Here is a 22,936-nt window from a genome sequence, read left to right on the forward strand (position 1 = left end):
CCAACAACGTTCCCGGTATTGCTTTGCATTCATCCAATCTATTTGGACGGTTGACTCTCAATCAATAGAAAGTGACCCGTCACGACGGGGGTTTAGGTCCACTCTTATTATCATTGTCTGCTTTGTCATGACATCAAAGTCTCGTCTAACGACGAGGCTTTTTTTGTATCTGAAATTTACGTGTTATACCAATCTCATTAAATATCTGGTCAGTTCAGCGTCTCTCAGGTTTTTCAATTCAAGGCGCATTGATGTAGAAATGGTTGTTCTCTTTTAAATAGACGTAACACAGAAGTGGAATAACTGAGAGACTCCATTCTGGCGGGTTTCAAAGTCCTTTATGCTTTGTTAGATGTTTTCAAAATACGACGGCATGGTATATTTTTTTCCATAAAAAATAAGACATCCCCACCATCCATGGCGGTCAGATGCTGGAGGTAGAGTAACGCAGGAGCTTATTACCGAGAATCACTATTCGATTCAATCATCTGCCTTGCCTACAGCACTTTGAACTCCCGCTGAAAGATCACATATTTAATAGGATTGGTATTAACTCCAAATTGATATACATAGCTAAAAGCTGAGTGTTAGTTAAGTTAGATTAAAAGTTTATCGAGATTGTGTACCATTTATTATTGGGTGTGGATTATAGAGATAATAAAATAGTCTTTGTCGTATGGGCCGCTGGTTCATTGTTTATTGCTGTAGTTAGTTTTAGGGAATACTAATTGTTAACTAATTAAGCAGAGGAAAATGGTTGAATATAGACACTTGCTCGGTATTGGTACTGCAGATAACGAATATGATATTAATAGTTATCCGCAGTTATTGCCATGCAGGTTACTTTTATCTGCATGGCATGAGTTTGTTAGTAATCGCTTAGACGTTCTACGATAAAGTCGACAAAACCTGTTCGGTTAATATTAAACAGTACTTTTGCATTGTGCGGTTTACCGGTTAATTGATAGCGATCAACCACAGTCATTCCCTGTGTATATTCACCTTTCGTTTCAACACCCACCCAACAATCGACCGAGGTAAACAGTGATGGATTAAGTAACCATGCGATGGTGCAAGGGTCATGTAGTGGTGCGCCGGTGAATCCCCATTTGGGGTCGCGGTGATAAATCATAAAAAAGTCGAGTAATTCAGCTACACATAGCGCGATAGGATTATTAATAGCCCTAATTCGCTCGATATCCTCATCCATTATCTGAGCTTGGTGGGTGACATCTAGTCCACACATGACTATCGGTAAGCCAGATTTGAATACCATATCTGCAGCTTCTGGATCGACAAAAATATTAAATTCAGCTGCAGGAGTCCAATTACCTACACCTGCAGCACCACCCATAAGTACGATACTATCTATGTTTGAATGTAACTCAGGATGAGCAGCTAGAAACAGCGCAATATTAGTTAACGGTCCAGTTGGAACAAGTGTGACGGGTTGCTTACTGTTACGCACTTTATCGGCCATCAGTTCAATAGCCGTTTGTTCTACAGGTGCAAAGGCTGGATCGGGCAATTTGGGTCCATCCAGACCACTCTCGCCGTGAACATTATCTGCAATGATCAGATCACGAGCTAATGGCTTAGGGGCGCCACTTGCAACGGGTATATCATGACGACCCAATAGTGTTAGTACACGTAAAGCATTGTTTAAGGTTTTGTCTGGTGTTTGGTTGCCTGCACTGGTGGTGACAGCTAATACATCAAGCTTTGTAGAGCTAAGCGCTAAAATAAGTGAGATGGCATCGTCATGACCGGGATCACAGTCGAGAATTACAGGACGTTTCATGGGTAATTTCCTTATTCTATAAGAGGGTATAATGTACCACTATGGTTGTTGTGTGCTTAATGCTTAAGAACTAAAAATGTGATCTAATATACAATGGCATAGTGGTTGAAGAAATGCTCGAGAGTAACTTGCCTTAGCTCGGCGACTATTTCAATTATTCTCGATACCAATAATGTAATTAAACATGTCGTTAAGAGTACATTCTTGTAAAATACAGTGCTTTTTATTTAGTGGGTAAAGTTATGGATTGTCGTTTGGGTTGTGGTGCCTGCTGCATTGCGCCTTCTATCACTAGTGCAATACCAGGCATGCCAATGGGGAAACCTGCTGGGGTGCGTTGTATTCAATTAAATGCCGATAATCTGTGTATGATTTTTGGTCAATCAGAACGTCCAGATGTTTGTGCTGAGTTTAGTGCAAGTATTGATGTGTGCGGCACCACAAATGAACAAGCTTTATGGTTGATCACTGATTTAGAGTCTTCAACATGCTAATCTGCGTCTATTACTTACCTTGGATATTTTAGATCATGCAATTAACCCGATATACAGATTTTGGTATTCGCATTTTGATGTATCTTGCGGTGCAATCTGAACGCGAAAGTTTGTTTCGAATAGCTGAAGTGACTAGTGTGTTTGACCTTTCTTCAAACCATGTAGCCAAGATTATCCATCAATTGGGAAAAAAGGGATATTTGCAGACGGTCAGAGGTAAAAGTGGTGGTTTTAGATTAGCAAAAGCTGCTGATGAGGTGTTAATTGGGCAATTGGTCCGTGATTTAGAGCATTCACTATCACCTATTGATTGTGACTCACCTTATTGCCGATTTACGCCAATATGTCAATTAAAAGGCGTGTTGGGTCAGGCTGTTACAGCTTATCTGGCGGTACTTGATCAATATACCTTAGCTGATATTGTATCCAATAAAACGGAAATTTTATCTACACTACCTGACTTATCTATTTCAGTGTTGCAGTTGGATTAGGCAGACTTGCTGTCGTGACATTCATATCATCAAATAATTGAGATGTTGGTACTAATGTGATGCCATTATCGTTCAAACGAGCTAAATTAGCGTTTAAAAATCGAATGGTCTCTGGGTAAGGATGTGCAATAACAACCAGCTTATCTTGCCGTTTGGATTGCGTAATCATCTGCTGAAACTGACGTTCAAGCGCACGTTCACTAATGTCGTTATCTAAAAATATGTGTCTTCTCAGTGATGGTACTCCAAGCTGCATCGCTTTGTTGCTGGCTTTGGTATATTTAGTGGTAAAACTATCGACAAAAAACAACTGCTGCTGTTTTAAACTCTGCATTACCCATAACATCGGTTCATCCATTTGAGTCAATAAACTCCCCATATGATTATTAGCCCCTTTAGCAAACGGGATATTAGAGAACGCATTTTGTAACTGTTGTTTAATTTGTGTCTCATTCATATCATTGGTTAGCCCTCCAGGTCCTAAAGCTTTGCCATTTAAGGCTTGCATTGGTAGGTGTAACATTATTTCATGACCTTTATGATAACCATCTTGCGCAAGTTTTTGTCCTAGTGGAGTATGGGGCAGCACCGATAAAGTGATCGAAGTGGGTAATGACAATGCTGCTTCGTCAGTTAGGCGATAACCAATATCGTCAATGATAATGGCTAATTTAGTCGCTGTAGCGGGCATGATGCTACATAAGCATAGTAGGAGTAATAGTAGGTTTCGCACGAATTTAGCTTATCTGGTTGTGTGAGTTATATTGTTCAATGATATCTACATAACGGCGTGATTATAGACACAGTTATGCCCGTTGATATAGTGCTAATTAATCGGGCCGTTAACCGCTTTCTTTGGCAAGGCATAATGCTATACCTTGTAATACGTTGAACCATTGAATATTAGCAGTACGTGTTTTGCTATTAACGACAATAATAGGCTGGGTCGACAGCCTTACCTTTATTACGGATTTCGAAATATAACCCTGGTTCGCTTTGCCCACCTGAACGGCCAACAAGCGCAATAGACTCGCCAGTTTTCACCATATCCCCAGGTTGTCTTAATAGTGTTTGGGCGTGACCGTATAGGCTCATATAACCCTTACCATGATCAATAACTAACACCATACCAAAACCACGTAACCAGTCGGCATAAATAACTTTTCCTGATGCCACAGCATTGATATTTTGTCCTTCAGGTGCGGCAAGTACAGTTCCTTTCCAAACAATTTGTCCAGAACGGTTGCTACCAAATCGTTTACTCACTCTGCCGTTAGTTGGCCATTTTAATTTGGCTTTTTGACTGACTAATCCATCCATGGTTGGATTGGCTTTTGCGGCAAGCATTGCTTGTTGCACTATACGTTTTAAACTTGCCTCTTCTATTTGCAGTTGCTCTAATTCCGCACCTTTACTGGATAAGGTTCTTTGTAGTTGAGTCAATGTTTGTTGGCGTTGGCCTTGCTCTTTGGTTAATTGCAGCGCTTGTTGCTTTTGATCTATCACTAAAGCATTGAGTTTTTGCTTTGCTGTTACTTGCTGTTGCTTAACTTTATTAAGATCAATGCTAGTTTGCTTGAGTTGTTGAATAGCTTTTATGCGGGCATTGTTGAGAAATTGATAATACGCCAGCATGCGCTCAACTGTGGCCGGATTTTGCTGATTCAGCATCATCTTAGTGTAATCATGATTACCTGCCAAATAAGCGCTAGATAACTGTTTTGATAAGGTGTCTTGCTGACTTTTTTTAAGCTTGGCTAAATCTATCTGCTGTTTATCCAAGTTGCTAAGTTTGGCGTTAACTTCAGTCAACGAATTTTGTGATTGATTGACTTTTTTAGCTGCTTTTGCAATCGCTTGCTCGTCACTTTTTAGTAACGCAATAAGCTTCTCGCGTTGCCTTGAGGTGTCTTTGAGCGAATTTTGTTGTTGGTTTATTTGTGCTTGAATAGACTTCAAAGCCGACTGGCGTGAAGACAAATCAGCACTATTTGCCGTAAATGAAAAGATTAGAAAGCCAGCAACAATGCTGGCTTTAATAAATAAACGAGTTATCACGAGTTAATGTTTACTCTTTAAGGTCAATGATACAGCGTCCACTCATTTCTTTCGGGATGCTTTGGCCCATTAAGGTTAACATAGTTGGCGCAATATCGCTCAAGCGTCCACCATCTTTTATCACGGCATCACGACCGACATAAACGAACGGTACCAAGTTACTGGTGTGAGCTGTAAATGCTTGTCCGTTAGAAGGATCTTTCATTTTTTCGGCATTACCATGATCGGCAGTAATCAAGCATTCGCCATCAACTTTAGCTAACGCTTCGACGACACGACCAATACATGCATCAACCGCTTCACAAGCTTTAACTGCGGCATCAAAGTTACCGCTATGGCCGACCATATCACCATTTGGATAGTTACAAATGATGACATCATATTTTGTAGATTCTATCGCGGCGACCAATTTATCGGTTAATTCTGTCGAGCTCATTTCAGGTTGCAGATCATACGTAGCGACCTTGGGCGACTGAATTAAAATGCGATCTTCACCTTCGAATGGCTCTTCTTTACCACCATTGAAAAAGAAAGTCACATGAGCATATTTTTCAGTTTCCGAAATACGCAGCTGGGTCTTACCCTGATTTTGCAGGGTTTCGCCTAAAGTATTGACTAAATCACTCGATGGATAGGCTACCGGAGCATTAATGTCTGCAGCGTAGTCAGTTAACATCACAAAGTTGATTTTTGGTGTTTTATTACGTTTAAACCCGTCAAAATCTTGATTCACGAAAGTGCGGGTGATTTGGCGAGCACGATCTGCACGGAAATTCATAAATATCAGTGAATCATTATCGCTTAATACGGCAGCTTCGCCTTGCGCATCAACAATGGCAGATGCTGCAACAAACTCATCGTTTTCATCACGAGCATATGCCGCTTCAAGCGCTTCTGGTGCCGAAGCATAAGCGAACTTACCTTTAGCTTCGGTGATTAATTCGTAGGCTTGCGATACGCGATCCCAACGATTATCACGATCCATGGCAAAATATCGACCAATAATTGAGGCTGTACGGCCATGACCTAATTCAGCAAATAGCTCATCAAAATGGACCAAGCTATTTTGAGCGCTACGAGGTGGCGTATCACGGCCATCTAAAAAGGCATGTAAGTACACTTTTGTTGCGCCGCGTTCAACAGCCATACGGCACATAGCTTCAATGTGCTCTTCATGGCTGTGTACACCACCGGCAGACAATAGCCCCATAATGTGCACAGCACCATTTGCGGCAATGGCTTTGTCTACTGCATCGCAAAGTGCTGCGTTTTGTTCAAACTCATGGTCTACAATTGCTTTACTGATGCGGGTGAGTTCTTGATAAACAATTCGGCCAGAACCAATATTGATATGGCCAACTTCAGAGTTACCCATTTGACCATCGGGTAATCCGACGTCAATACCAGAACCTGAAATAAGACTGTGAGGGTATTGTGCATTGAGCTTATCTAAGACAGGAGTGTTTGCATGAAAAACCGCGTTATCTTGCGTGTCTTCACTGTAACCCCAACCATCAAGGATAAGTAATGCGAGTGGACGTTTTTTAGCCATTTGCAAGTACCTTATTAAGTTAAAATAGAAGTGTTATAAAATTTCAATTGTATGAATATTACTACTTATCGATAGTGTGCAAAAGGCATATAGGTTTGAAGATATAACTAAAGCAGCTGATAACGAGGGGCGAGTCACGAATAACTCGGCGTAAACCGTTTATTTTAGGTGTTTCTTTAATGAAAACTGCCGAGCAAAACGATATACTCGAGGCCATCTCATCTTAGTCATCGTCAGAGAAATCAGTAATTATGCAAGAATATATGGAATTTTTTAAAGCGAATCCAATGTTAAGCTTAGCGTGGGTCGGCTTGTTTGTAGCACTTGTTGTTAGTGTCATTAAATCTGGTACATCAAAAGTGAAAAATGTCAGTCATCAAGAGCTAACACTCATGGTGAATAAGCAAGATGCCAAACTCGTTGATGTGCGTGGCAAAGAAGAATTTAAGAAAGGCCATATTGTTGACTCACTCAATGTGACCTTATCAGAAATTAAAAATAATCAAGTCACTAGCCTTGAAAAGTTTAAAACTAGCCCCATTATATTAGTATGTAACTCAGGTATGACATCGTCACAAGCAGCTCAACTTCTTACTAAACAAGGATTTGAAAACGTGTTTAACCTTAAAGGTGGCATGGGCGAATGGCAAGGTGCTAATTTACCAGTAGTTAAAAGCAAGCGTTAATATGGTTGCTTAATGGTATTCGGTGTTAACGAATTTGGGTATGAGTTAACACGGTTTATTATCAAGATCTTGTTCGTTATCATTTATCGAGCTGGATCAACTTTACGGGATAGCACTAATGTTAGATTAATTCTTTATGCATTGAGTGTGAAAGCCCAACACAATTAGCTTCACAGAAAAGCTAAATAACATTGATAGGTAGGAAATTATGGCTGAAGTAGCAAACAACGAAGCACAAGCACCACAGTTCAACATTCAGCGTATTTATACAAAGGATTTGTCTTTTGAAACGCCAAACAGCCCTGCTGTTTTCCAGAAAGAATGGAACCCAGAAGTAAAATTAGATTTAGATACTCGCAGCAACAAATTGTCTGACGACACATACGAAGTGATTTTATCACTGACTGTTACCGCTAAAAATGGCGAAGACACCGCATTTTTATGTGAAGTTCAGCAAGCGGGTATTTTCTCGATTGTGGGTTTAACTGAGCAACAACTTGCCCATTCTTTAGGTGCATATTGCCCTAACGTATTGTTCCCATACGCACGTGAATTAGTTGGCAACTTAGTTGGCCGTGGTACTTTCCCACAACTAAACCTTGCTCCAGTGAATTTTGATGCTCTATTTGCTCAGTACGTTCAACAGCGTCAAGCTGCTGCAACTGAAGAAGCAACTGCGTAATTTATGAATAACGCTGCCGAAATTACGGTATTAGGGGCGGGGTCTTATGGCACCGCCCTTGCTATTTCTTTAGCCAGCAATGGCCATAAGACATTGCTTTGGGGTCACGATCCTAAAAGCATGCAAGTATTAGCGGAAAGCCGCAGTAATGAACGTTTTTTGCCTGGCATTCAGTTTCCTGATTGTTTATCCATCGAAGCTGATTTAGGCAAAGCCTTAGCCGCCAGCAAGAATATTTTGGTTGTTGTACCAAGCCATGTATTTGGTGACGTGCTTAAGCAAGCAAAACCATTATTGCGTGACGACGCACGTATTGTGTGGGCGACCAAGGGCTTAGAGCCTGAAACTGGCCGTTTATTACAAGATGTTGCTCGTGAGCAATTAGGTGAACATTATCCACTAGCTGTGTTATCTGGGCCTACCTTTGCCAAAGAATTAGCCGCTGGTTTACCTACCGCTATTTCGGTTGCGGGTACTTGCCCACAGTTTACCCATGACTTAGTCGAATTGCTTCATAGTCCAAAACGCTTGCGTGTATACGCAAATGACGATTTTATCGGCATACAATTAGGCGGAGCGGTTAAAAACGTGATTGCCATTGGTGCAGGTATGTCCGACGGTATTGGCTTTGGTGCAAATGCGCGTACCGCACTCATTACTCGTGGTTTAGTTGAACTGAGCCGTTTAGGTGAAGCTATCGGCGCCGATGCATCAACCTTCATGGGTATGGCGGGTTTAGGTGACTTAGTATTAACTTGTACCGATAATCAGTCGCGTAATCGTCGTTTTGGTTTGGCTTTAGGTCAAGGCAAAGACGTTATCACCGCGCAAGAAGAAATCGGTCAAGTAGTCGAAGGTTATCGAAATACTAAAGAAGTGTTTACCTTAGCCAAGCGCCTAGGGGTAGAAATGCCGATCACCGAGCAAATTTACCAAGTCTTATACCAAGGTAAAGCACCGGTTGAAGCAGCAAAAGAGTTACTTAGTCGAGACAAGAAATCTGAAACGCTGAAAAAATAGTGCAACAGAGCGGCTAAGTTAACCGTGAATAGATACTAAAAAGGATGCTAAAATAGCATCCTTTTTTGCATTTAATATTTATCAATTAAATACAAAACAACCCATTTAAAGTGTGGAGTAAAACGTGAAACATCATGACGTAATTATTATCGGCGCCGGCGCGGCAGGATTAATGTGTGCTGCTACTGCGGGCTATCGAGGTCGTGATGTATTGGTGCTAGACAATGCCAAACAAGCTGGTAAAAAAATTCTTATCAGTGGTGGCGGGCGTTGTAACTTTACCAACCAAAAAGTTGAACCACATCAGTTTATTTGTGGCAACCCACACTTTGTCAAATCGGCATTAGCTCGCTATCGTTCAAGCGATTTTATTGAGCTGGTTGAACGTCATGGTATTGAATACCATGAGCGCGAGCATGGGCAGTTATTCTGTAATGACTCAGCCAAAGAAATCGTCACCATGTTAATGACTGAATGCGAATGGGCCGGCGCTAAAGTAAAGCTGCGTACTGAAATGCTATCTGTTACTAAAACGGATACAGGATTTAATTTAACTACCTCAAATGGTGATTTTAGCTGCGAGTCGTTAGTGATAGCGACTGGCGGTTTATCCATGCCCAAATTAGGTGCTACGCCTTATGGCTATAAGCTGGCAGAGCAATTTGGTTTAACGGTGTTATCAACCAGTGCTGGTTTAGTTCCATTTACGTGGCATGCCGAACAAAAAGTGCGCTTTGAGCCGTTATCGGGTATTGCCGTGCCAACAACCATTACCGCCCAAGATGGTACTCAATTTAGCGAAGCGTTATTGTTTACTCATCGAGGTCTATCAGGCCCAGCAGTACTGCAAATTTCTAATTACTGGCAGCCAGGTGAAGCAATTTCTATCAATTTATTACCGGGTGAAAACGCGTTAGATAAAATTGAATTTGCACTAAAACATCATCCAAAGCAAAGCCTACGCAATACCTTAAGCCAGTGGTTACCTAAGCGTTTGGTTGAAACACTATTTGACGAGTCTCAACTGGATAAAGCTTTAAATCAGCTCGGCCACGGCGAGCGTGAAAAACTTGCTAACGACTTAAACGACTGGTCTATTATTATGAATGGCACCGAAGGCTATCGCACTGCCGAAGTGACTTTAGGCGGCGTTGACACCAATGAATTGTCATCTAAAACCATGCAAGCTAATAAGGTACCAGGTTTGTATTTCATTGGTGAGGTAATGGACGTAAGTGGTTGGTTAGGTGGATTTAATTTTCAATGGGCTTGGAGCTCTGGTGTTGCTGCAGGATTGGCAGTTTAATTGTGTGTAGTGACAATAAAGTTTGCCCGTAAGTGCAAATGACCCGTAGTGGCCAACTCATTTTTAACGATGCTACATGCTGAATTCAGGACGACGTTAAACGAAAAGCTGATTAAAGGGTTTCCTTATGGGTAAACTCTTTTGTCATTATTTCGATCACTAATAATTTTTATTGTTCTGCACAAGATCTACCACTCAAAAATTACTTAATATCTTATCCTGTAACATACTTTTTCAACTTAATCGTGTAAGTTAATCGTGTAAATTAATTGTGAACTTTTTATTCTTTAGTCAGTAAACTCTCACAATTGTCGTTAGCTTAATAAGGGAATTGTTGAAAATGTTAAAGTTGAACCTTGTTTCTTATTCCGTGCTATTAGCCTTTTTGGCTAGTTACAGTGCAATTGCCAACGAATCAAACTCTCTCGATCTTAGTCTGCAAGAGTTACTGAATGTCGAAGTCACTTCGGTATCAAAACAAAAACAGTCTTTGTCGAATTCGCCCGCAGCAATCTATGTCATCACAAGCGAACATATTCGTAATTCAGGTGCTACTTCAATCCCGCAAGTGCTTCGCGATGTACCAGGGCTGCATGTAGGGCAGATTGACTCTCAAAAGTGGGCTATCAGCAGCCGAGGTTTTAATGGGCGCTATAACAACAAATTACTCGTATTGATGGATGGCCGAACCCTGTATTCGCCAATATTTTCAGGTGTCTACTGGGAGGTTCAAGATACGCTTATGGCCGATATTGAACGCATCGAAGTTATTCGCGGGCCTAGCGCAGCGATGTGGGGTGCCAATGCAGTAAACGGTGTGATTAATATTATTACCAAACACAGTGCAGATACATCTGGTGGCTATGCAGAATTGGGGGCCGGAGATTATGAGCAAGGATTTGCTGGTTTTCGTTATGGTTCCACATTGTCTGACAATGCAACATCAAGAGTGTATGTAAAAGGCCATAGCAGAGACTCGCTTGAGTATAATTCGCAAGATCTCGATAGAGCTCTTGCGGAGCAATTAGCCACAGTCGAGAAAGAAAATGACTGGACGCATTTTCAAGTTGGAGGTCGCGTTGATATAGAGCTCGAGACGGGCACAAGCCTCATGTTGAGCAGTGATGTGTATCGTACTGAAATGCAGCAGACCTCCTATTACCCATCATTAGTTGGGCCTTCATATCGTGAATTTAACCGTGATGAAATAAGCAGTGATGGCTTTAATCTATTATCAAAACTCACTAAAGCATTATCGTCGACCTCTCAATATAGCCTTCAAGCCTACTACGATTATGCAAAAAGAGATGATGACTGGTACGGATTTAGTAGTGAAACGGTTGATGTTGATTTTCAGCATCAGCTACTTGTTGGACAAAATCATAGTATTGTCTGGGGGCTTGGTTACCGTTTTATACAAGATGATTTCGACCAAAGCAGTATTATCGTAAGTAGCGAGCCAGAATCGACACGAACCAATTTGTGGAGTGCATTTGTTCGTGATGAGATTACGTTAGTCGAAGATGAGTTGTGGCTGACGTTAGCGTCACGTTTTGAACACTATGACTACACTGGCTTTGAGGTCCAACCGAATGCTCGCCTGATGTGGCAGTTGAATAAAAAAAATAATCTGTGGGCCTCTGTTGCTCGCGCAGTCAGAACACCGTCGCGGATAGAGAATAATCTATCGGTGAACTCACAAATCATACCGCCTTCAGTTCAGTCGCCATTGGTCAGTATATGGGTGGCTGGTAATGATAATTATAAATCTGAAGAGATCATTTCTTATGAGGTAGGTTATCGTTTTACGCCTGCAAAAAAATGGTCATTTGATTCAGCAATATTTTATAACGATTATGACCAATTGCGCAGCGCTCCAGCTGGCGCAACAGATTTAAGCACATTTCCCAATTATATTTCGCAATATTTAACATTCAGTAATGATCTTGATGGATATAACTATGGATTTGAATTGTCATCTCAGTGGGCTGCCACTGATACTATCCAATTCAAAATAAACTATAGTTTTACTCAAAATGAGTTTGGTGAAAGTCAAAGTCAAAATACTGATGCTCCAGAGCATATGATATCGACAATGATGGATTGGAGTATTAGCGATAATGTTGACTTTAATCTAGTTTGGCGTTTTGTTGGTGACGCTTACGTATTAAATATTAATGACCTCAGTACTAAGACAATTACCAGCACTAGCGGAGTCGATTTAGGGCTGCACTGGAAGGTTACGCCTGATGTCATACTGTCAGCGTTTGGTAAAAATTTACTTGATCCAGCACATCTTGAGTATGAAGGAGAGAGTTATCAGCTCCCTTATCGTGTGGGGCCAAGTTATTACCTCAAAGCTACTTTGACCTTTTAAGGTAGCAACAATGAAAAGTTCCAGTTTAAGTCGACAGTTACTGTATTCATTATTAGTCGTGGGAGCTATTTTGCTTCCACAAGTCTCTATGGCGCAGAACGTATTCGAGTTAAAAGCGGCATTAACCTATAACTTTGCTAAGTTTACTCAATGGCCTGAAGTGCGTCTTGATGCACAATCCGCGTGGAAAATATGTTATTTCAACAATCAATATCACGATAGTTTTATGGGGCTCTCTGATAAAACACTGTTCACTCAATCTGTCATGATTATTCAGTTGTCAGACACAAGTAAAATCGAACAGTGTGATGTAGTTTTTATTGACGCTAATTCTAGAGGCATAACACATCGCTTATTATTGACGGTAGAGAATAAAGCTATTTTAACGGTTTCGGATATTACCGGTTTTGCAATGCAAGGTGGGATGATTGAAATTGTCGAGCAAGATAAGCGATTACAATTCAAGGTTAATATGCAAGTGTTAGAAAAGTCAGGATTAAAGATCAGCTCCCAAGTATTAAAATTAGCCCTTGAGGTTAAGCGTTAACATCATTAATTGTTCACCGCCAAAAAGGTTATCGTTTAGCATAATACATCGCAGCATGACGCGATATTATCGTGAGCAATCTTTCTATCAGCGATTATGTTTAATCTTTCGGCGCAGCCCAAAAACGGCAACTTGCTAATGATATTGTTGCATTGGCCGATATTTATATTTGTGTCCTCAAAAATTAGCATAAGTTCAAAATTGAGACCTTCGACGGTTCATTTTTCGTGAGTTGTTGAGGTAATATTGCTATGTTTATTGTGCAACACACTTTCAACTTAATCGAATAAGTTGAAAGTGTGATGTAAATTATTTAATCAACAGATTGGCATGCCTGCCTTTAGCTTGACGAAGGAATTATTGAATATGTTAAAGCTGAAAATGACTTGTTATTCTGCGTTATGTATTTTTCTTGCAAGTTCTACAGCTATAGCGGCTGAATCAGACTCTTTGGATCTCAGTCTACAAGAGTTAATGAATGTTGAAGTGACTTCTGTATCAAAGCAAAAACAGCTTTTATCTAATTCACCCGCTGCAATTTATGTCGTCACCAGCGAAAGTATTCGTCGCTCTGGGGCAACCTCAATCCCACAAGCACTTCGCGATGTGCCAGGGCTGCATGTTGCGCAGATTGATTCACAAAAATGGGCCATCGGTAGCCGTGGTTTTAACGGCCGCTACAATAACAAACTATTGGTATTGATGGATGGTAGAACCCTTTATTCTCCAGCTTTCTCCGGTGTTTATTGGGAAGTGCAAGACACGCTTATGGCAGATATTGAACGTATCGAAGTCATCCGTGGTCCAAGTGCTGCTTTGTGGGGCGCCAATGCGGTTAATGGTGTGATTAACATTATTACCAAACACAGTGCCGACACATTAGGAGGCTATGCAGAGCTAGGTGCCGGAGATTATGAACAAGGTTTTGCTGGTTTTCGTTATGGTTCGACATTGTCTGACAAGGTCACGTCGAGAGTATATTTAAAAGGCCATGAAAGAGATTCGTTTGAGCTTGACCCAAATGATCTTGAGAGTGATTTACTGGTACCATTTGCTGATGCTGGCAAAGATAATAGCTGGCAGCATCTGCAATTAGGTGGGCGCATTGATATTCAGCTTGAGACAGACACAAGTCTCACGTTAAGCAGCGACTTTTATACGTCGAAGATGCAGCAAGCACCTAATATTGCATCAACAGACGCGCCGCTATACCGAGAGTATTATACTGACGAAGTCAAAAGTGATGGCTTTAATCTGTTATCAAAGTACACCAAAGCATTATCGGCAACCTCTGAATATAGCGTACAAACCTATTACGATTATGCAAATAGAGATGAAAATTTATATGGTTTAAGCAGTGAAACATTTGATGTTGATTTTCAACATCAGTTAATTGTTGGACAAAATCATAATGTTGTTTGGGGATTAGGATATCGTTATATACAAGATGATCTCGGCTCCAGCCCTATTCTAGAAAGTAGTGAGGCTTTCTCGACAAATACTGATTTGTGGAGTGCATTCATCAGTGACGATATTATGTTAGTTAAAGACGAGTTGTGGCTTACTCTGGCTTCACGCTTTGAACGCAATGATTACACTGGTTTTGAAGTTCAACCCAATATTCGTCTTAGATGGCAGTTAGATGCAAAAAACAGTGTATGGACTTCTATTGCTCGAGCAGTGCGAACCCCGTCAAGATTAGAAAATAATATATCTGTAAATGGCCTGAATATACCGCCTTCTGACGAGGCCCCACTGGTTAAGGTATGGGTGTCGGGTAACGACAACTTTGAATCCGAAGAAATTATCTCATACGAGATGGGGTATCGTTTTATTCCGGCAAGCCAATGGTCTTTTGATACTACCGTGTTTTATAACGATTATGACAAACTGCGCAGTACTTCAATAGCTGCAACAGATTTCAGTACATTTCCTAATTACATTTCGCAACATTACCTATTTGGAAATAGCTTGGACGGATATAACTATGGGGCTGAGTTATCTTCGTTATGGGCTGCAACGGATGCGCTTCAGTTTAGAGTCAATTACAGCTTTATCCAAAGCGAATTTGGTGACAGTTTAAATCAGAATACCGACGCACCAGAGCATATGTTGTCGACCATAATTGATTGGAATATTACCGATGATGTTGATGTTAACTTCGTATGGCGTTTTGTCGATAGCACTAACTTAATAAGCCAAAACGGCACAAGTATAAAGACAATTTCTAGCTATCATAGTGTTGATATTGGAGTGAGTTGGGACATCACGCCTGAGGCTACACTATCGGCCTACGGGAAAAATTTACTTCACCCAGCCCACCTTGAATATGAAGGAGAAAGCTTACAATTCCCTTATCGGGTAGGGCCAAGTTACTTTGTTAAAATGACTTTAACTTTTTAAGGTCGCGACAATGAAAAAAGCTAATTTGAGTCGACAGATATTGTATTCATTATTGATTGTATTTGTGCTGCTTCCACGTTCATCAATAGCCCAGGACTCGTTTGATTTAAAAGCGGCGTTTACCTATAACTTTGCTAAATTTACTCAGTGGCCTGAATCGCGTCTCCATGAAAAATCGGCGTGGAAAATATGTTTTTTTGGTAATCAATATCGTGACAGTTTTATTGAATTGGCTAATAAAAAACTGGCCGGTCAATCCATTGCAGTCATTCAACTTTCAGAAACAAGTGCAATCGCACAATGTGATGTGGTCTTCATTGATACCAACTCAAGAGATTTAACCCGTCGTTTGTTTTTGGCTGTCGATAATAAACCTATTTTAACGGTTTCGGATATCTCGGGGTTTGCAGTGCAAGGAGGCATGATTGAAATCATCGAGCAGGATAAACGATTATATTTCAATATTAATAGTAAGGTGTTAGAGGCATCAGGCTTAAACATCAGTTCACAGGTATTGAAATTAGCACTTGAGGTAAAGCGATGAAAATAATAAATTTTGCATCAATCCGAACAAAGTTGATTTTTTCAATGCTAGCGATCGCTATTATTGTCATTGTTATTATTTCTTCATCATTAATCACTAAACAATATGCCGTGACAAAAGAGAAGGCCGAACAAGGCTTGGCGGTGTTAAGTGATATTGTTGCGAGCAATAGCCTGTCAGCGGTTATTTTTAATGACCCAACATCAGCAGAAAAAACCTTATCTGCACTTATTGCTCAACCAGATATTATGCATGCGGCAATATATAACCCTACTGGGAGTCTATTTGCTACTTATCAGGGCAATAAGGCTTATCAAAGTAGTATTGATCAGCAAACGTTATTAAATATTATTTCTTCCAAGAAAAAACTGACGCAGTTTAATCAAGATGGCGTGCATTCATATACCCCACTAGTATTTGAAGGTGAGGTGGTGGGATTACTGCATATTACCGATAATATGAACGAATTCACCAAGCAACTAGACGACTATTTAGTACTTGTTTTATCCACCAGCATTTTTGCCATTTTTGCCAGCTTGTTGGTGATGTTTTGGTTGCAATCGTTATTCACCAAGCCACTTAATACCCTGTTAGAAGTGATAGAACATATCTCAAATAATAAAGACTATACGCAACGCGTAAACCTCAAGTCTAATGATGAATTCTCTCAGTTGGCGCACAGCTTTAATGTGATGATCGGCGAGGTTGATGCCCGAGGTAGACAATTAGAAACCATTAACCATGAATTAGAAAATCGAGTATCAGAGCGCACGTTTGAATTACAACAAACCCTTGAGATTGCCAAAAAAGCCAGCCAGGCCAAATCTGAGTTTTTAGCGGTAATGAGCCATGAAATTAGAACGCCACTCAATGGCATTGTTGGTTTTTCAGATCTACTGACCTCTTTTAAATTAAATAAAAATGTGTCCAACACGGTTCAAATGATCAACGACTCAGCACAAACATTGCTGGTGCTGTTGAATGAAGTGCTCGATTTCTCGAAAGCAGACGCCAATAAAATGGATTTAGACATTAAAGAATTTAATTTGCCCGATCTTGTCACTTCTGCATGCCATTCTCATAAAGTGTCGGCAGAGAAAAAGGGCCTTAATTTTGACGTGTTCATATCGCCATTGATCCACGAAAACTATTTGGGTGACTCCGTCAGAGTGCGACAAATTATTAATAACTTTGTCTCAAACGCTATAAAGTTTACACACCAAGGCGCTATTTCGGTACAGATAAGCGAGCACATGGAGGCTTCAGATACCTTTATTACGTTTACAGTTAAAGATACCGGTATTGGCATTGCGACAGCTAAACTAGAGAGTATTTTTACCCCCTTTATGCAGGCTGATAACTCTATTACCCGCGAGTTTGGCGGAACCGGCCTTGGTTTAGCCATTTGCCAACAACTCGTCGTATTGATGAATGGCCGTTACGGTGTAGAAAGCACCTTAAATGAAGGCAGCAACTTCTGGTTTAGCATTCCACTTGTACCACAAGACAACTCATTCATCGCTTCTCCTGCAGTAGTTGAACCGGATAAGAGTGTTCAGGCAACGTATCGATCAACAACCGTGCTTGTTGCTGAAGATAATGTGGTCAATCAGCTGGTGGTAAAGAGTCTGCTAGCGTCTTTGGGGCATCAGTGTGAAATTGTTAATAATGGCCAAGAAGCCATTGTCCGAGCGAGCGAGAAAAAGTTTGATTTAATCTTTATGGATTACCATATGCCAATAGCTGATGGAATAGTTGCAACTAAAGCAATCACTGAGTTAGGTCAGAATGGTATTAATCATGAAACCCCTATCATCGCACTTACTGCAGATATCCAACCAAGTGTTAAAAGGCTATTCCGTAATGCTGGCGCTAAAGACACGTTGTTAAAACCTTTTACCCGCCAGAACCTATCTGAATGTATGAATAAATGGGTGTTTGAACCTGCGAGTCTTTCCGAGGTTGTCGAAGATACTCAGGACGAGGCGTCGTTAGTATTTGTTGATGGACCGCTTGATGACATTCAACAAATTTCGCCAGATGACTCGTACGATCTTGTTAACAGCATAGTGGATTTGTACTTACAAAATGCACCTGAGTTAATTAAAAATATTATAGAAGGCGTAGTCGACAATAATGCCGACCAAGTCTTTAAATCTGCACACTCTTTAAAGTCCAGTTCGGCCAATGTCGGGGCGATAAAAATTCAAATGTTAGCGAGCCAAATAGAGTTGTTTGCACGTTGTGGTGACTTGAGCGATGCCAATCATCTCGCAGACACATTATTGCCCGTGTTTGAACAAACGAAAGAGGCAATATTGCTAAAGTTAGCGAGGTTTGTTTAATGTTATTAAATACACTTCAAGATGTGGTGCTAATCGTTGATGATGACCCTGTCATTCGGATTCTGATGCGTCGAGCATTAAACCAGTCAGTGGGTAGTATTATTGAGGCGAGTAGTGGTGAAGAGGCGATACAGCTTTTTTCTGAGCACTCTCCAGATTTAATATTACTCGATGTGTCGATGGATAACATGGATGGTTTTGAATGCTGTTCAATGATCCGTTCATTACCTGAAGGGGATAATGTCGCCATTATTATGGTGACAGCACTAGATCAGCCGCAAGATATTCAAAAGGCCTTTGATGTAGGTGCAACAGACTTCATGACTAAACCGGTTAAGTGGCCGCTGCTGAGTCACCGCATTCACTATGTGCTGAAAGCTAATAAAACAATCAAAGAGTTAACTAAGAGTAAAAACAAACTCGCCAGAGCACAAAGTATTGCTCACTTGGGCTCGTGGGAATGGGACTTCAAATCCAGTAAGTTAGACTGCTCTGATGAGGTGTATCGCATGCTGGGTATGCAACCTCAAGAGATTGATATTACGTTCTCCAAATTGTTAGAAATCATCCACCCAGATGACCGAGAATTCTTAAAGCTAACCGTTAAAACAGCCTTAAAAACCAGGCAGTCGTATGATATTGAATATCGTGTGTTACATGGTAGTGGAGAGGTGATTACCCTGCATGATAGAACCGATATCACTTACGATTTTGGCGAACCACGGATTAATGGCACTTTGCATGATATTTCTAGTCGGAAAAAGTCAGAGCAAGAAATCGCGTATTATGCCTATTACGATACCTTAACGGACCTGCCGAACAGACGTAAGTTTTTGTTGCAGTTGGACTCTGCGATTGCTCTAGCTAAGCGTCACACAACCAAATTAGCATTGTTGTTCATTGATTTAGATCATTTCAAAAGAATAAACGATACGTTGGGGCATAAAGCGGGAGATGAATTGTTATGCGAAGCAGCCACACGTATTAAAAACTCGGTACGCATGTCAGATGAGCTCAGTGTGGGCAGCCGAGTTGATTATGAAAATGAGCACCTTGCCCGTTTGGGCGGAGACGAATTTACTTTGCTTTTATGTGAGTTAGAAGCATTTGATAACGTCGCAATTATTGCTCAGCGAGTGCTCGATTCACTCTCTAAGCCCTATTTTATTCAGGGACAGCAAACGTTTATTTCGGCCAGCATAGGTATTTCGTTTTATCCTGATGACGGCGCTACCGGCGATATTTTGTTGCAGCATGCAGACACAGCCATGTACGAAGTGAAAAATAACGGCAAAAACGGTTATCAATTGTTTTCTCATGATATGCATAAGTCGTTAATGGATCGGCTTCAAATAGAAGCTGAACTACGTGAAGCGGTAAGATTAGGCAATCAACTTATGTTGTATTATCAGCCACAAGTTGACTCTGTGAATGGCAATATTATTGGGTACGAAGCATTGCTACGTTGGAATCATCCAACAAGAGGCTTGTTAGCGCCGATAGATTTTCTCGCGATTGCTGAAAGTAGCGGCTTGATTATCCCTATTGGAGAATGGGCTTTGCTTGAAGCTTGTAACAAAGCGAAGAAAATACACATTGCAGATGCCAATTTTCAGCGCATGGCAGTTAATCTATCGGCATTGCAATTCAACCATGCAAATATTTTTGACCACGTTAAAAGTGCACTTGTTGAAACCGGCTTACCACCAAGCTTACTCGAGCTTGAAATTACAGAATCAGCCATCATCAGTAACGTCGATGAGGCAATTGCTTTGCTGTTTATGTTAAAAAAACTAGGTGTGAAGTTAGCCATTGATGATTTTGGAACCGGCTACTCTTCATTAAATTACTTAAAGAGCTTTCCCATTGATACATTGAAAATAGATAAATCGTTTGTAGATGGCATTGTGAGTAATCAAAAAGATGCCGCTATTGCTCGCACAATTGTGCAGTTAGCACTTAATTTAGAGCTCAGTACGATAGCTGAAGGAGTCGAATTCATAGAGCAGCATGAGTTACTTAAGGCTATGGGGTGTACTAATTTACAAGGTTATTTGTATAGTAAACCCTTACCTTCGGAAATGGTTTAAAGTGATATGTAACAGCATACATTTTAGGGTTTACCTTTCAATGCCTACTAACTAAATACCTAATACCTAATAGCTAAATGCCTACTGATTAATAGTGTAGGTTAATGGCCGTCGATGACCCATTACGCCATTTTACTCACCTCACATCAGTACGAACTTTAAAAAAGCGATTAAAGAACGGTCATTTTCATAACCGACGTAATGCGAAATGTCTTTGGCTGTCATTGTCGTTGATATTAGTCACTGTTAAGGCATATCAATCCGTACTTCTTGTCAGTATTTATGACCCCCTCCAATTGGCGTAGCTAAAAACAATGAATCTGCAAAATGTGAAGCAAAAAACAATAAAATGCAGCGATAGTGTAGAACTTGTTGCCACCATTTATGAGCCCACAATAACAGTAAAAGGTGCCGTGATGATGGCGCCCGCTACAGGCATTAAAAGACAATTTTACGCTAACTTTGCCAACTATCTTGCCAATAATGGTTATGGTGTTATTACCTTTGATAACCGAGGCATTGGCGGATCATTATTAGGACCTGTTGCCCAGAGTACTGCGTCGTTACAGTGTTGGGGCCAAAAAGACATGCCTGCGGTATTGGAACATTTAAAAACGATATTTCCACAAACACAATATCACTTGGTCGGGCACAGTGCTGGAGGTCAACTGATTGGGTTAATGCACAATGCAATGGACATAAGCTCAATGTTCAATTTTGCCTGTTCTTCTGGACAACTACGAAACATGAAGTTGTCTTATCTGGTACAAGCACACTTTTTTATGAATGCTTTTATACCTTTGAGTAATACCTTGTTTGGTCATACTAAGTCGCAATGGGTTGGCATGGGTGAGCCCTTACCAAAGGCCGTCGCTAAGCAATGACGGCAATGGTGTAATGGAAAAGGGTATGTAAAAACGGCTTTTGGTAAAACCGTGTATCAACATTGTTATGACGAACTGACATTGCCGTCATTATGGGTTAATGCGGTAGATGATGACATTGCTAATCATGCCAACGTAGCAGACATGATGTCGGTATTTCCCAAGCTTAATGGTCAAACCTTAACATTAACGCCAAGTGAGCATGGATTATCAGAAATCGGCCACATGAAGTTTTTTAGCAGTAAGTCTCAAGTTTTGTGGCCATTAGCGTTGGATTGGCTAGACAAGCATTAAAGCCTGTTGATGAGTTGATGTTAATCTGTAGTTGAACACTAAACTACTTTTGCTGATTAGAGCTTGAGTGGTGGTATTACAATTAGGCGTCACTAGCGACCTTTAAACCTTAGAACATTACGACTTAGTAAGTGGCTCAATGTATACTGGATAATCTATTGCTATGACTAACTCATATTTTTCTGAGTTAGTGTATTCATGATGCTTTTCCAGTTTGGGTATGCTGTCGATCCAAAATGTATTAATTGCCCATCAAACTTATCTTGTCCTCTGCCACTTAATTGATCATCTATCAATATATCCCCTTTTAGAAGACTTTTATTCGCGCAGATAATTAACTTTTCAGTGAAGGCGATGCCAAAATATTTTTCTATCCATACTCGTTTTTCTGTATATGACAGTGGATTTCTGTTCGATGGGGCCGTGAGAATATAAGGGTCAAATTTTTCAGATTTGATCAGGGTATTTACACTTTCGATGGCACCTATTATAGGTGTTAGATTTGCGTAAAAACCATATTGTGACTGCGGAAATGCAATGGATGGTGTCAGATTAATAGCTTGATGAAAAGCGGTGGTATAATCACAGAGCACATCATCCATGTCGATGTATATAAGCATTATTTTATCTTATCCTTAAACACTTAAATTCCGCTCAAAGTTAACAATGTCTACATCTGGTTTTATTTTATAAAGTTGGGCTAAACGGCCACCGGATTTAACTTTTTCATCTATCGTTGCAAACATTTCAGAAGCTTCAATACGACGAATTAAGCTCTTACGTTGAATCGATTTACCGATAATAGTTTCAATAACGGTTTTGAGTTGTCCAATCGTAAAATATTCAGGCAAGCAGTATACGGGGACCATGGAATATAACGCTTTTTGTTGAAGGCGCAGTTGCGCTTGCTCAATAATGTATTGATGGTCAAAAGCAATGGATAAGCTTTTTAATTGATTAACATCAATCCACTGCACGTCTTCAACCGTGTCTATATGCGATGACACATCTTGTTCAGCAATTAATGCAAAATAAACCAAGGTAACGCTGAATCCTCTTGGATCTCTATCGCTGCTTGAAAATGCCTGTAGTTGTTCAATGTAAGGTGGCGCAATACTAGTTTTTTCTTTTAGCTTTCTCAGTGCTGTTTTATCCGTTGTGTCATCAATATCAATATCAACAAACCCGCCAGGTAATCCCCAACAACCTATAAATGGTTGGTTAGCACGCTTTACCATAAGCACTTTTAATGCCGTATCTTTTACGGTAAATAGCACACTATCTACGGTAAATAATGGGTTTTTGAACTGGTTGATATCGTATTTTTCAGTCATTTTTATTTATCACAACCTCTTTATGTCT

The 22,936-nt window shown here is 40.5% G+C and carries 18 protein-coding genes and 1 pseudogene; 13 read left to right on the forward strand and 6 right to left on the reverse strand.

From position 1 onward, the window contains the following. Positions 1 to 868: 868 nt before the first annotated feature. Complete coding sequence (gene rihA / locus AAEY98_RS05320) at positions 869 to 1,801, reverse strand: pyrimidine-specific ribonucleoside hydrolase RihA (protein WP_351015415.1); 933 nt, start codon at positions 1,799 to 1,801, stop codon at positions 869 to 871. Positions 1,802 to 2,043: 242 nt separating this feature from the next. Here rihA and AAEY98_RS05325 point away from each other — a divergent pair, with 242 nt between their 5' ends. Both AAEY98_RS05325 and AAEY98_RS05330 read left to right on the forward strand, forming a co-directional pair. Beyond that, complete coding sequence (locus AAEY98_RS05325) at positions 2,044 to 2,295, forward strand: YkgJ family cysteine cluster protein (protein WP_351015418.1); 252 nt, start codon at positions 2,044 to 2,046, stop codon at positions 2,293 to 2,295. A gap of 35 nt (positions 2,296 to 2,330) precedes the next feature. After that, the gene (locus tag AAEY98_RS05330) at positions 2,331 to 2,786 is read left to right on the forward strand and encodes an Rrf2 family transcriptional regulator (protein ID WP_101088681.1); all 456 of its coding nucleotides are present in this window, start codon (positions 2,331 to 2,333) and stop codon (positions 2,784 to 2,786) included. Here AAEY98_RS05330 and AAEY98_RS05335 read toward each other — a convergent pair. From AAEY98_RS05335 to gpmM, 3 genes are all read right to left on the reverse strand, one after another. Then, the gene (locus AAEY98_RS05335; RefSeq protein WP_502959635.1) at positions 2,761 to 3,519 is read right to left on the reverse strand and encodes a divergent polysaccharide deacetylase family protein; all 759 of its coding nucleotides are present in this window, start codon (positions 3,517 to 3,519) and stop codon (positions 2,761 to 2,763) included. The genes AAEY98_RS05330 and AAEY98_RS05335 overlap by 26 nt on opposite strands. Positions 3,520 to 3,710: 191 nt before the next feature. Next, positions 3,711 to 4,844 carry a murein hydrolase activator EnvC family protein gene (locus AAEY98_RS05340; protein ID WP_101088679.1) on the reverse strand — a complete coding sequence of 378 codons (1,134 nt, stop codon included), beginning with the start codon at positions 4,842 to 4,844 and terminating at the stop codon, positions 3,711 to 3,713. Positions 4,845 to 4,854: 10 nt separating this feature from the next. Beyond that, positions 4,855 to 6,396, reverse strand: coding sequence for a 2,3-bisphosphoglycerate-independent phosphoglycerate mutase (gene gpmM, locus AAEY98_RS05345; protein WP_351015424.1), 1,542 nt, complete (start codon positions 6,394 to 6,396; stop codon positions 4,855 to 4,857). 251 nt (positions 6,397 to 6,647) lie between these two features. Here gpmM and AAEY98_RS05350 point away from each other — a divergent pair, with 251 nt between their 5' ends. The 11 genes and pseudogenes from AAEY98_RS05350 to AAEY98_RS05400 all read left to right on the forward strand — a co-directional run bounded on the left by AAEY98_RS05350 (position 6,648) and on the right by AAEY98_RS05400 (position 21,574). Further along, positions 6,648 to 7,082, forward strand: a complete 435-nt coding sequence (locus AAEY98_RS05350) for a rhodanese-like domain-containing protein (protein ID WP_101088677.1) — start codon at positions 6,648 to 6,650, stop codon at positions 7,080 to 7,082. A 208-nt stretch (positions 7,083 to 7,290) separates the two neighbouring features. Further along, positions 7,291 to 7,764, forward strand: a complete 474-nt coding sequence (secB, locus tag AAEY98_RS05355; RefSeq protein WP_011639424.1) for a protein-export chaperone SecB — start codon at positions 7,291 to 7,293, stop codon at positions 7,762 to 7,764. 3 nt (positions 7,765 to 7,767) lie between these two features. Continuing rightward, positions 7,768 to 8,784, forward strand: a complete 1,017-nt coding sequence (gpsA, locus tag AAEY98_RS05360) for an NAD(P)H-dependent glycerol-3-phosphate dehydrogenase (RefSeq protein WP_162024215.1) — start codon at positions 7,768 to 7,770, stop codon at positions 8,782 to 8,784. Between the two features lie 124 nt (positions 8,785 to 8,908). Next, a complete protein-coding gene (locus AAEY98_RS05365) occupies positions 8,909 to 10,090 on the forward strand; it encodes a BaiN/RdsA family NAD(P)/FAD-dependent oxidoreductase (RefSeq protein ID WP_350998468.1) in 1,182 nt (393 codons plus the stop codon). 340 nt (positions 10,091 to 10,430) lie between these two features. After that, a complete protein-coding gene (locus tag AAEY98_RS05370; protein ID WP_351015427.1) occupies positions 10,431 to 12,467 on the forward strand; it encodes a TonB-dependent receptor plug domain-containing protein in 2,037 nt (678 codons plus the stop codon). A gap of 10 nt (positions 12,468 to 12,477) precedes the next feature. Continuing rightward, positions 12,478 to 13,014, forward strand: a complete 537-nt coding sequence (locus AAEY98_RS05375) for a YfiR family protein (RefSeq protein ID WP_351015430.1) — start codon at positions 12,478 to 12,480, stop codon at positions 13,012 to 13,014. A 366-nt stretch (positions 13,015 to 13,380) separates the two neighbouring features. After that, a complete protein-coding gene (locus AAEY98_RS05380) occupies positions 13,381 to 15,417 on the forward strand; it encodes a TonB-dependent receptor plug domain-containing protein (protein ID WP_351015433.1) in 2,037 nt (678 codons plus the stop codon). Between the two features lie 10 nt (positions 15,418 to 15,427). Further along, positions 15,428 to 15,961, forward strand: coding sequence for a YfiR family protein (locus AAEY98_RS05385; RefSeq protein ID WP_101088672.1), 534 nt, complete (start codon positions 15,428 to 15,430; stop codon positions 15,959 to 15,961). Continuing rightward, the gene (locus tag AAEY98_RS05390; RefSeq protein WP_351015436.1) at positions 15,958 to 18,306 is read left to right on the forward strand and encodes an ATP-binding protein; all 2,349 of its coding nucleotides are present in this window, start codon (positions 15,958 to 15,960) and stop codon (positions 18,304 to 18,306) included. Before AAEY98_RS05385 ends, AAEY98_RS05390 begins: the two co-directional genes overlap by 4 nt. Then, complete coding sequence (locus AAEY98_RS05395) at positions 18,306 to 20,396, forward strand: two-component system response regulator (RefSeq protein WP_350998450.1); 2,091 nt, start codon at positions 18,306 to 18,308, stop codon at positions 20,394 to 20,396. The genes AAEY98_RS05390 and AAEY98_RS05395 overlap by 1 nt, the downstream gene beginning before the upstream one ends. 314 nt (positions 20,397 to 20,710) lie before the next feature. Beyond that, positions 20,711 to 21,574: pseudogene (locus AAEY98_RS05400) on the forward strand (alpha/beta hydrolase family protein). A gap of 167 nt (positions 21,575 to 21,741) precedes the next feature. On the opposite strand, the gene AAEY98_RS05405 reads toward AAEY98_RS05400, so the two are convergent. Together AAEY98_RS05405 and AAEY98_RS05410 are read right to left on the reverse strand one after the other, a co-directional pair. After that, entirely contained in the window at positions 21,742 to 22,194 is a 453-nt protein-coding gene (locus AAEY98_RS05405) for a 5' nucleotidase, NT5C type (RefSeq protein WP_350998444.1), read from the reverse strand. Between the two features lie 15 nt (positions 22,195 to 22,209). After that, on the reverse strand, positions 22,210 to 22,908 hold the full coding sequence (locus tag AAEY98_RS05410; protein WP_350998441.1) for an NUDIX hydrolase: 699 nt from the start codon (positions 22,906 to 22,908) through the stop codon (positions 22,210 to 22,212). Positions 22,909 to 22,936 lie beyond the last annotated feature (28 nt).

This window comes from Shewanella sp. AC91-MNA-CIBAN-0169 (assembly GCF_040310165.1).
Taxonomy (GTDB): domain Bacteria; phylum Pseudomonadota; class Gammaproteobacteria; order Enterobacterales; family Shewanellaceae; genus Shewanella.

Bases quoted from the DNA above. Each gene is read 5' to 3' on its own strand.
- secB (WP_011639424.1), top strand. From the start codon at position 7,291: ATGGCTGAAGTAGCAAACAACGAAGCACAAGCACCACAGTTCAACATT.
- AAEY98_RS05385 (WP_101088672.1), top strand. From the start codon at position 15,428: ATGAAAAAAGCTAATTTGAGTCGACAGATATTGTATTCATTATTGATT.
- AAEY98_RS05380 (WP_351015433.1), top strand. From the start codon at position 13,381: ATGTTAAAGCTGAAAATGACTTGTTATTCTGCGTTATGTATTTTTCTT.
- AAEY98_RS05405 (WP_350998444.1), bottom strand. From the start codon at position 22,194: ATGCTTATATACATCGACATGGATGATGTGCTCTGTGATTATACCACC.
- AAEY98_RS05350 (WP_101088677.1), top strand. From the start codon at position 6,648: ATGCAAGAATATATGGAATTTTTTAAAGCGAATCCAATGTTAAGCTTA.
- AAEY98_RS05395 (WP_350998450.1), top strand. From the start codon at position 18,306: ATGTTATTAAATACACTTCAAGATGTGGTGCTAATCGTTGATGATGAC.
- AAEY98_RS05410 (WP_350998441.1), bottom strand. From the start codon at position 22,908: ATGACTGAAAAATACGATATCAACCAGTTCAAAAACCCATTATTTACC.
- AAEY98_RS05375 (WP_351015430.1), top strand. From the start codon at position 12,478: ATGAAAAGTTCCAGTTTAAGTCGACAGTTACTGTATTCATTATTAGTC.
- rihA (WP_351015415.1), bottom strand. From the start codon at position 1,801: ATGAAACGTCCTGTAATTCTCGACTGTGATCCCGGTCATGACGATGCC.
- AAEY98_RS05330 (WP_101088681.1), top strand. From the start codon at position 2,331: ATGCAATTAACCCGATATACAGATTTTGGTATTCGCATTTTGATGTAT.
- gpsA (WP_162024215.1), top strand. From the start codon at position 7,768: ATGAATAACGCTGCCGAAATTACGGTATTAGGGGCGGGGTCTTATGGC.
- AAEY98_RS05370 (WP_351015427.1), top strand. From the start codon at position 10,431: ATGTTAAAGTTGAACCTTGTTTCTTATTCCGTGCTATTAGCCTTTTTG.
- AAEY98_RS05390 (WP_351015436.1), top strand. From the start codon at position 15,958: ATGAAAATAATAAATTTTGCATCAATCCGAACAAAGTTGATTTTTTCA.
- AAEY98_RS05325 (WP_351015418.1), top strand. From the start codon at position 2,044: ATGGATTGTCGTTTGGGTTGTGGTGCCTGCTGCATTGCGCCTTCTATC.
- gpmM (WP_351015424.1), bottom strand. From the start codon at position 6,396: ATGGCTAAAAAACGTCCACTCGCATTACTTATCCTTGATGGTTGGGGT.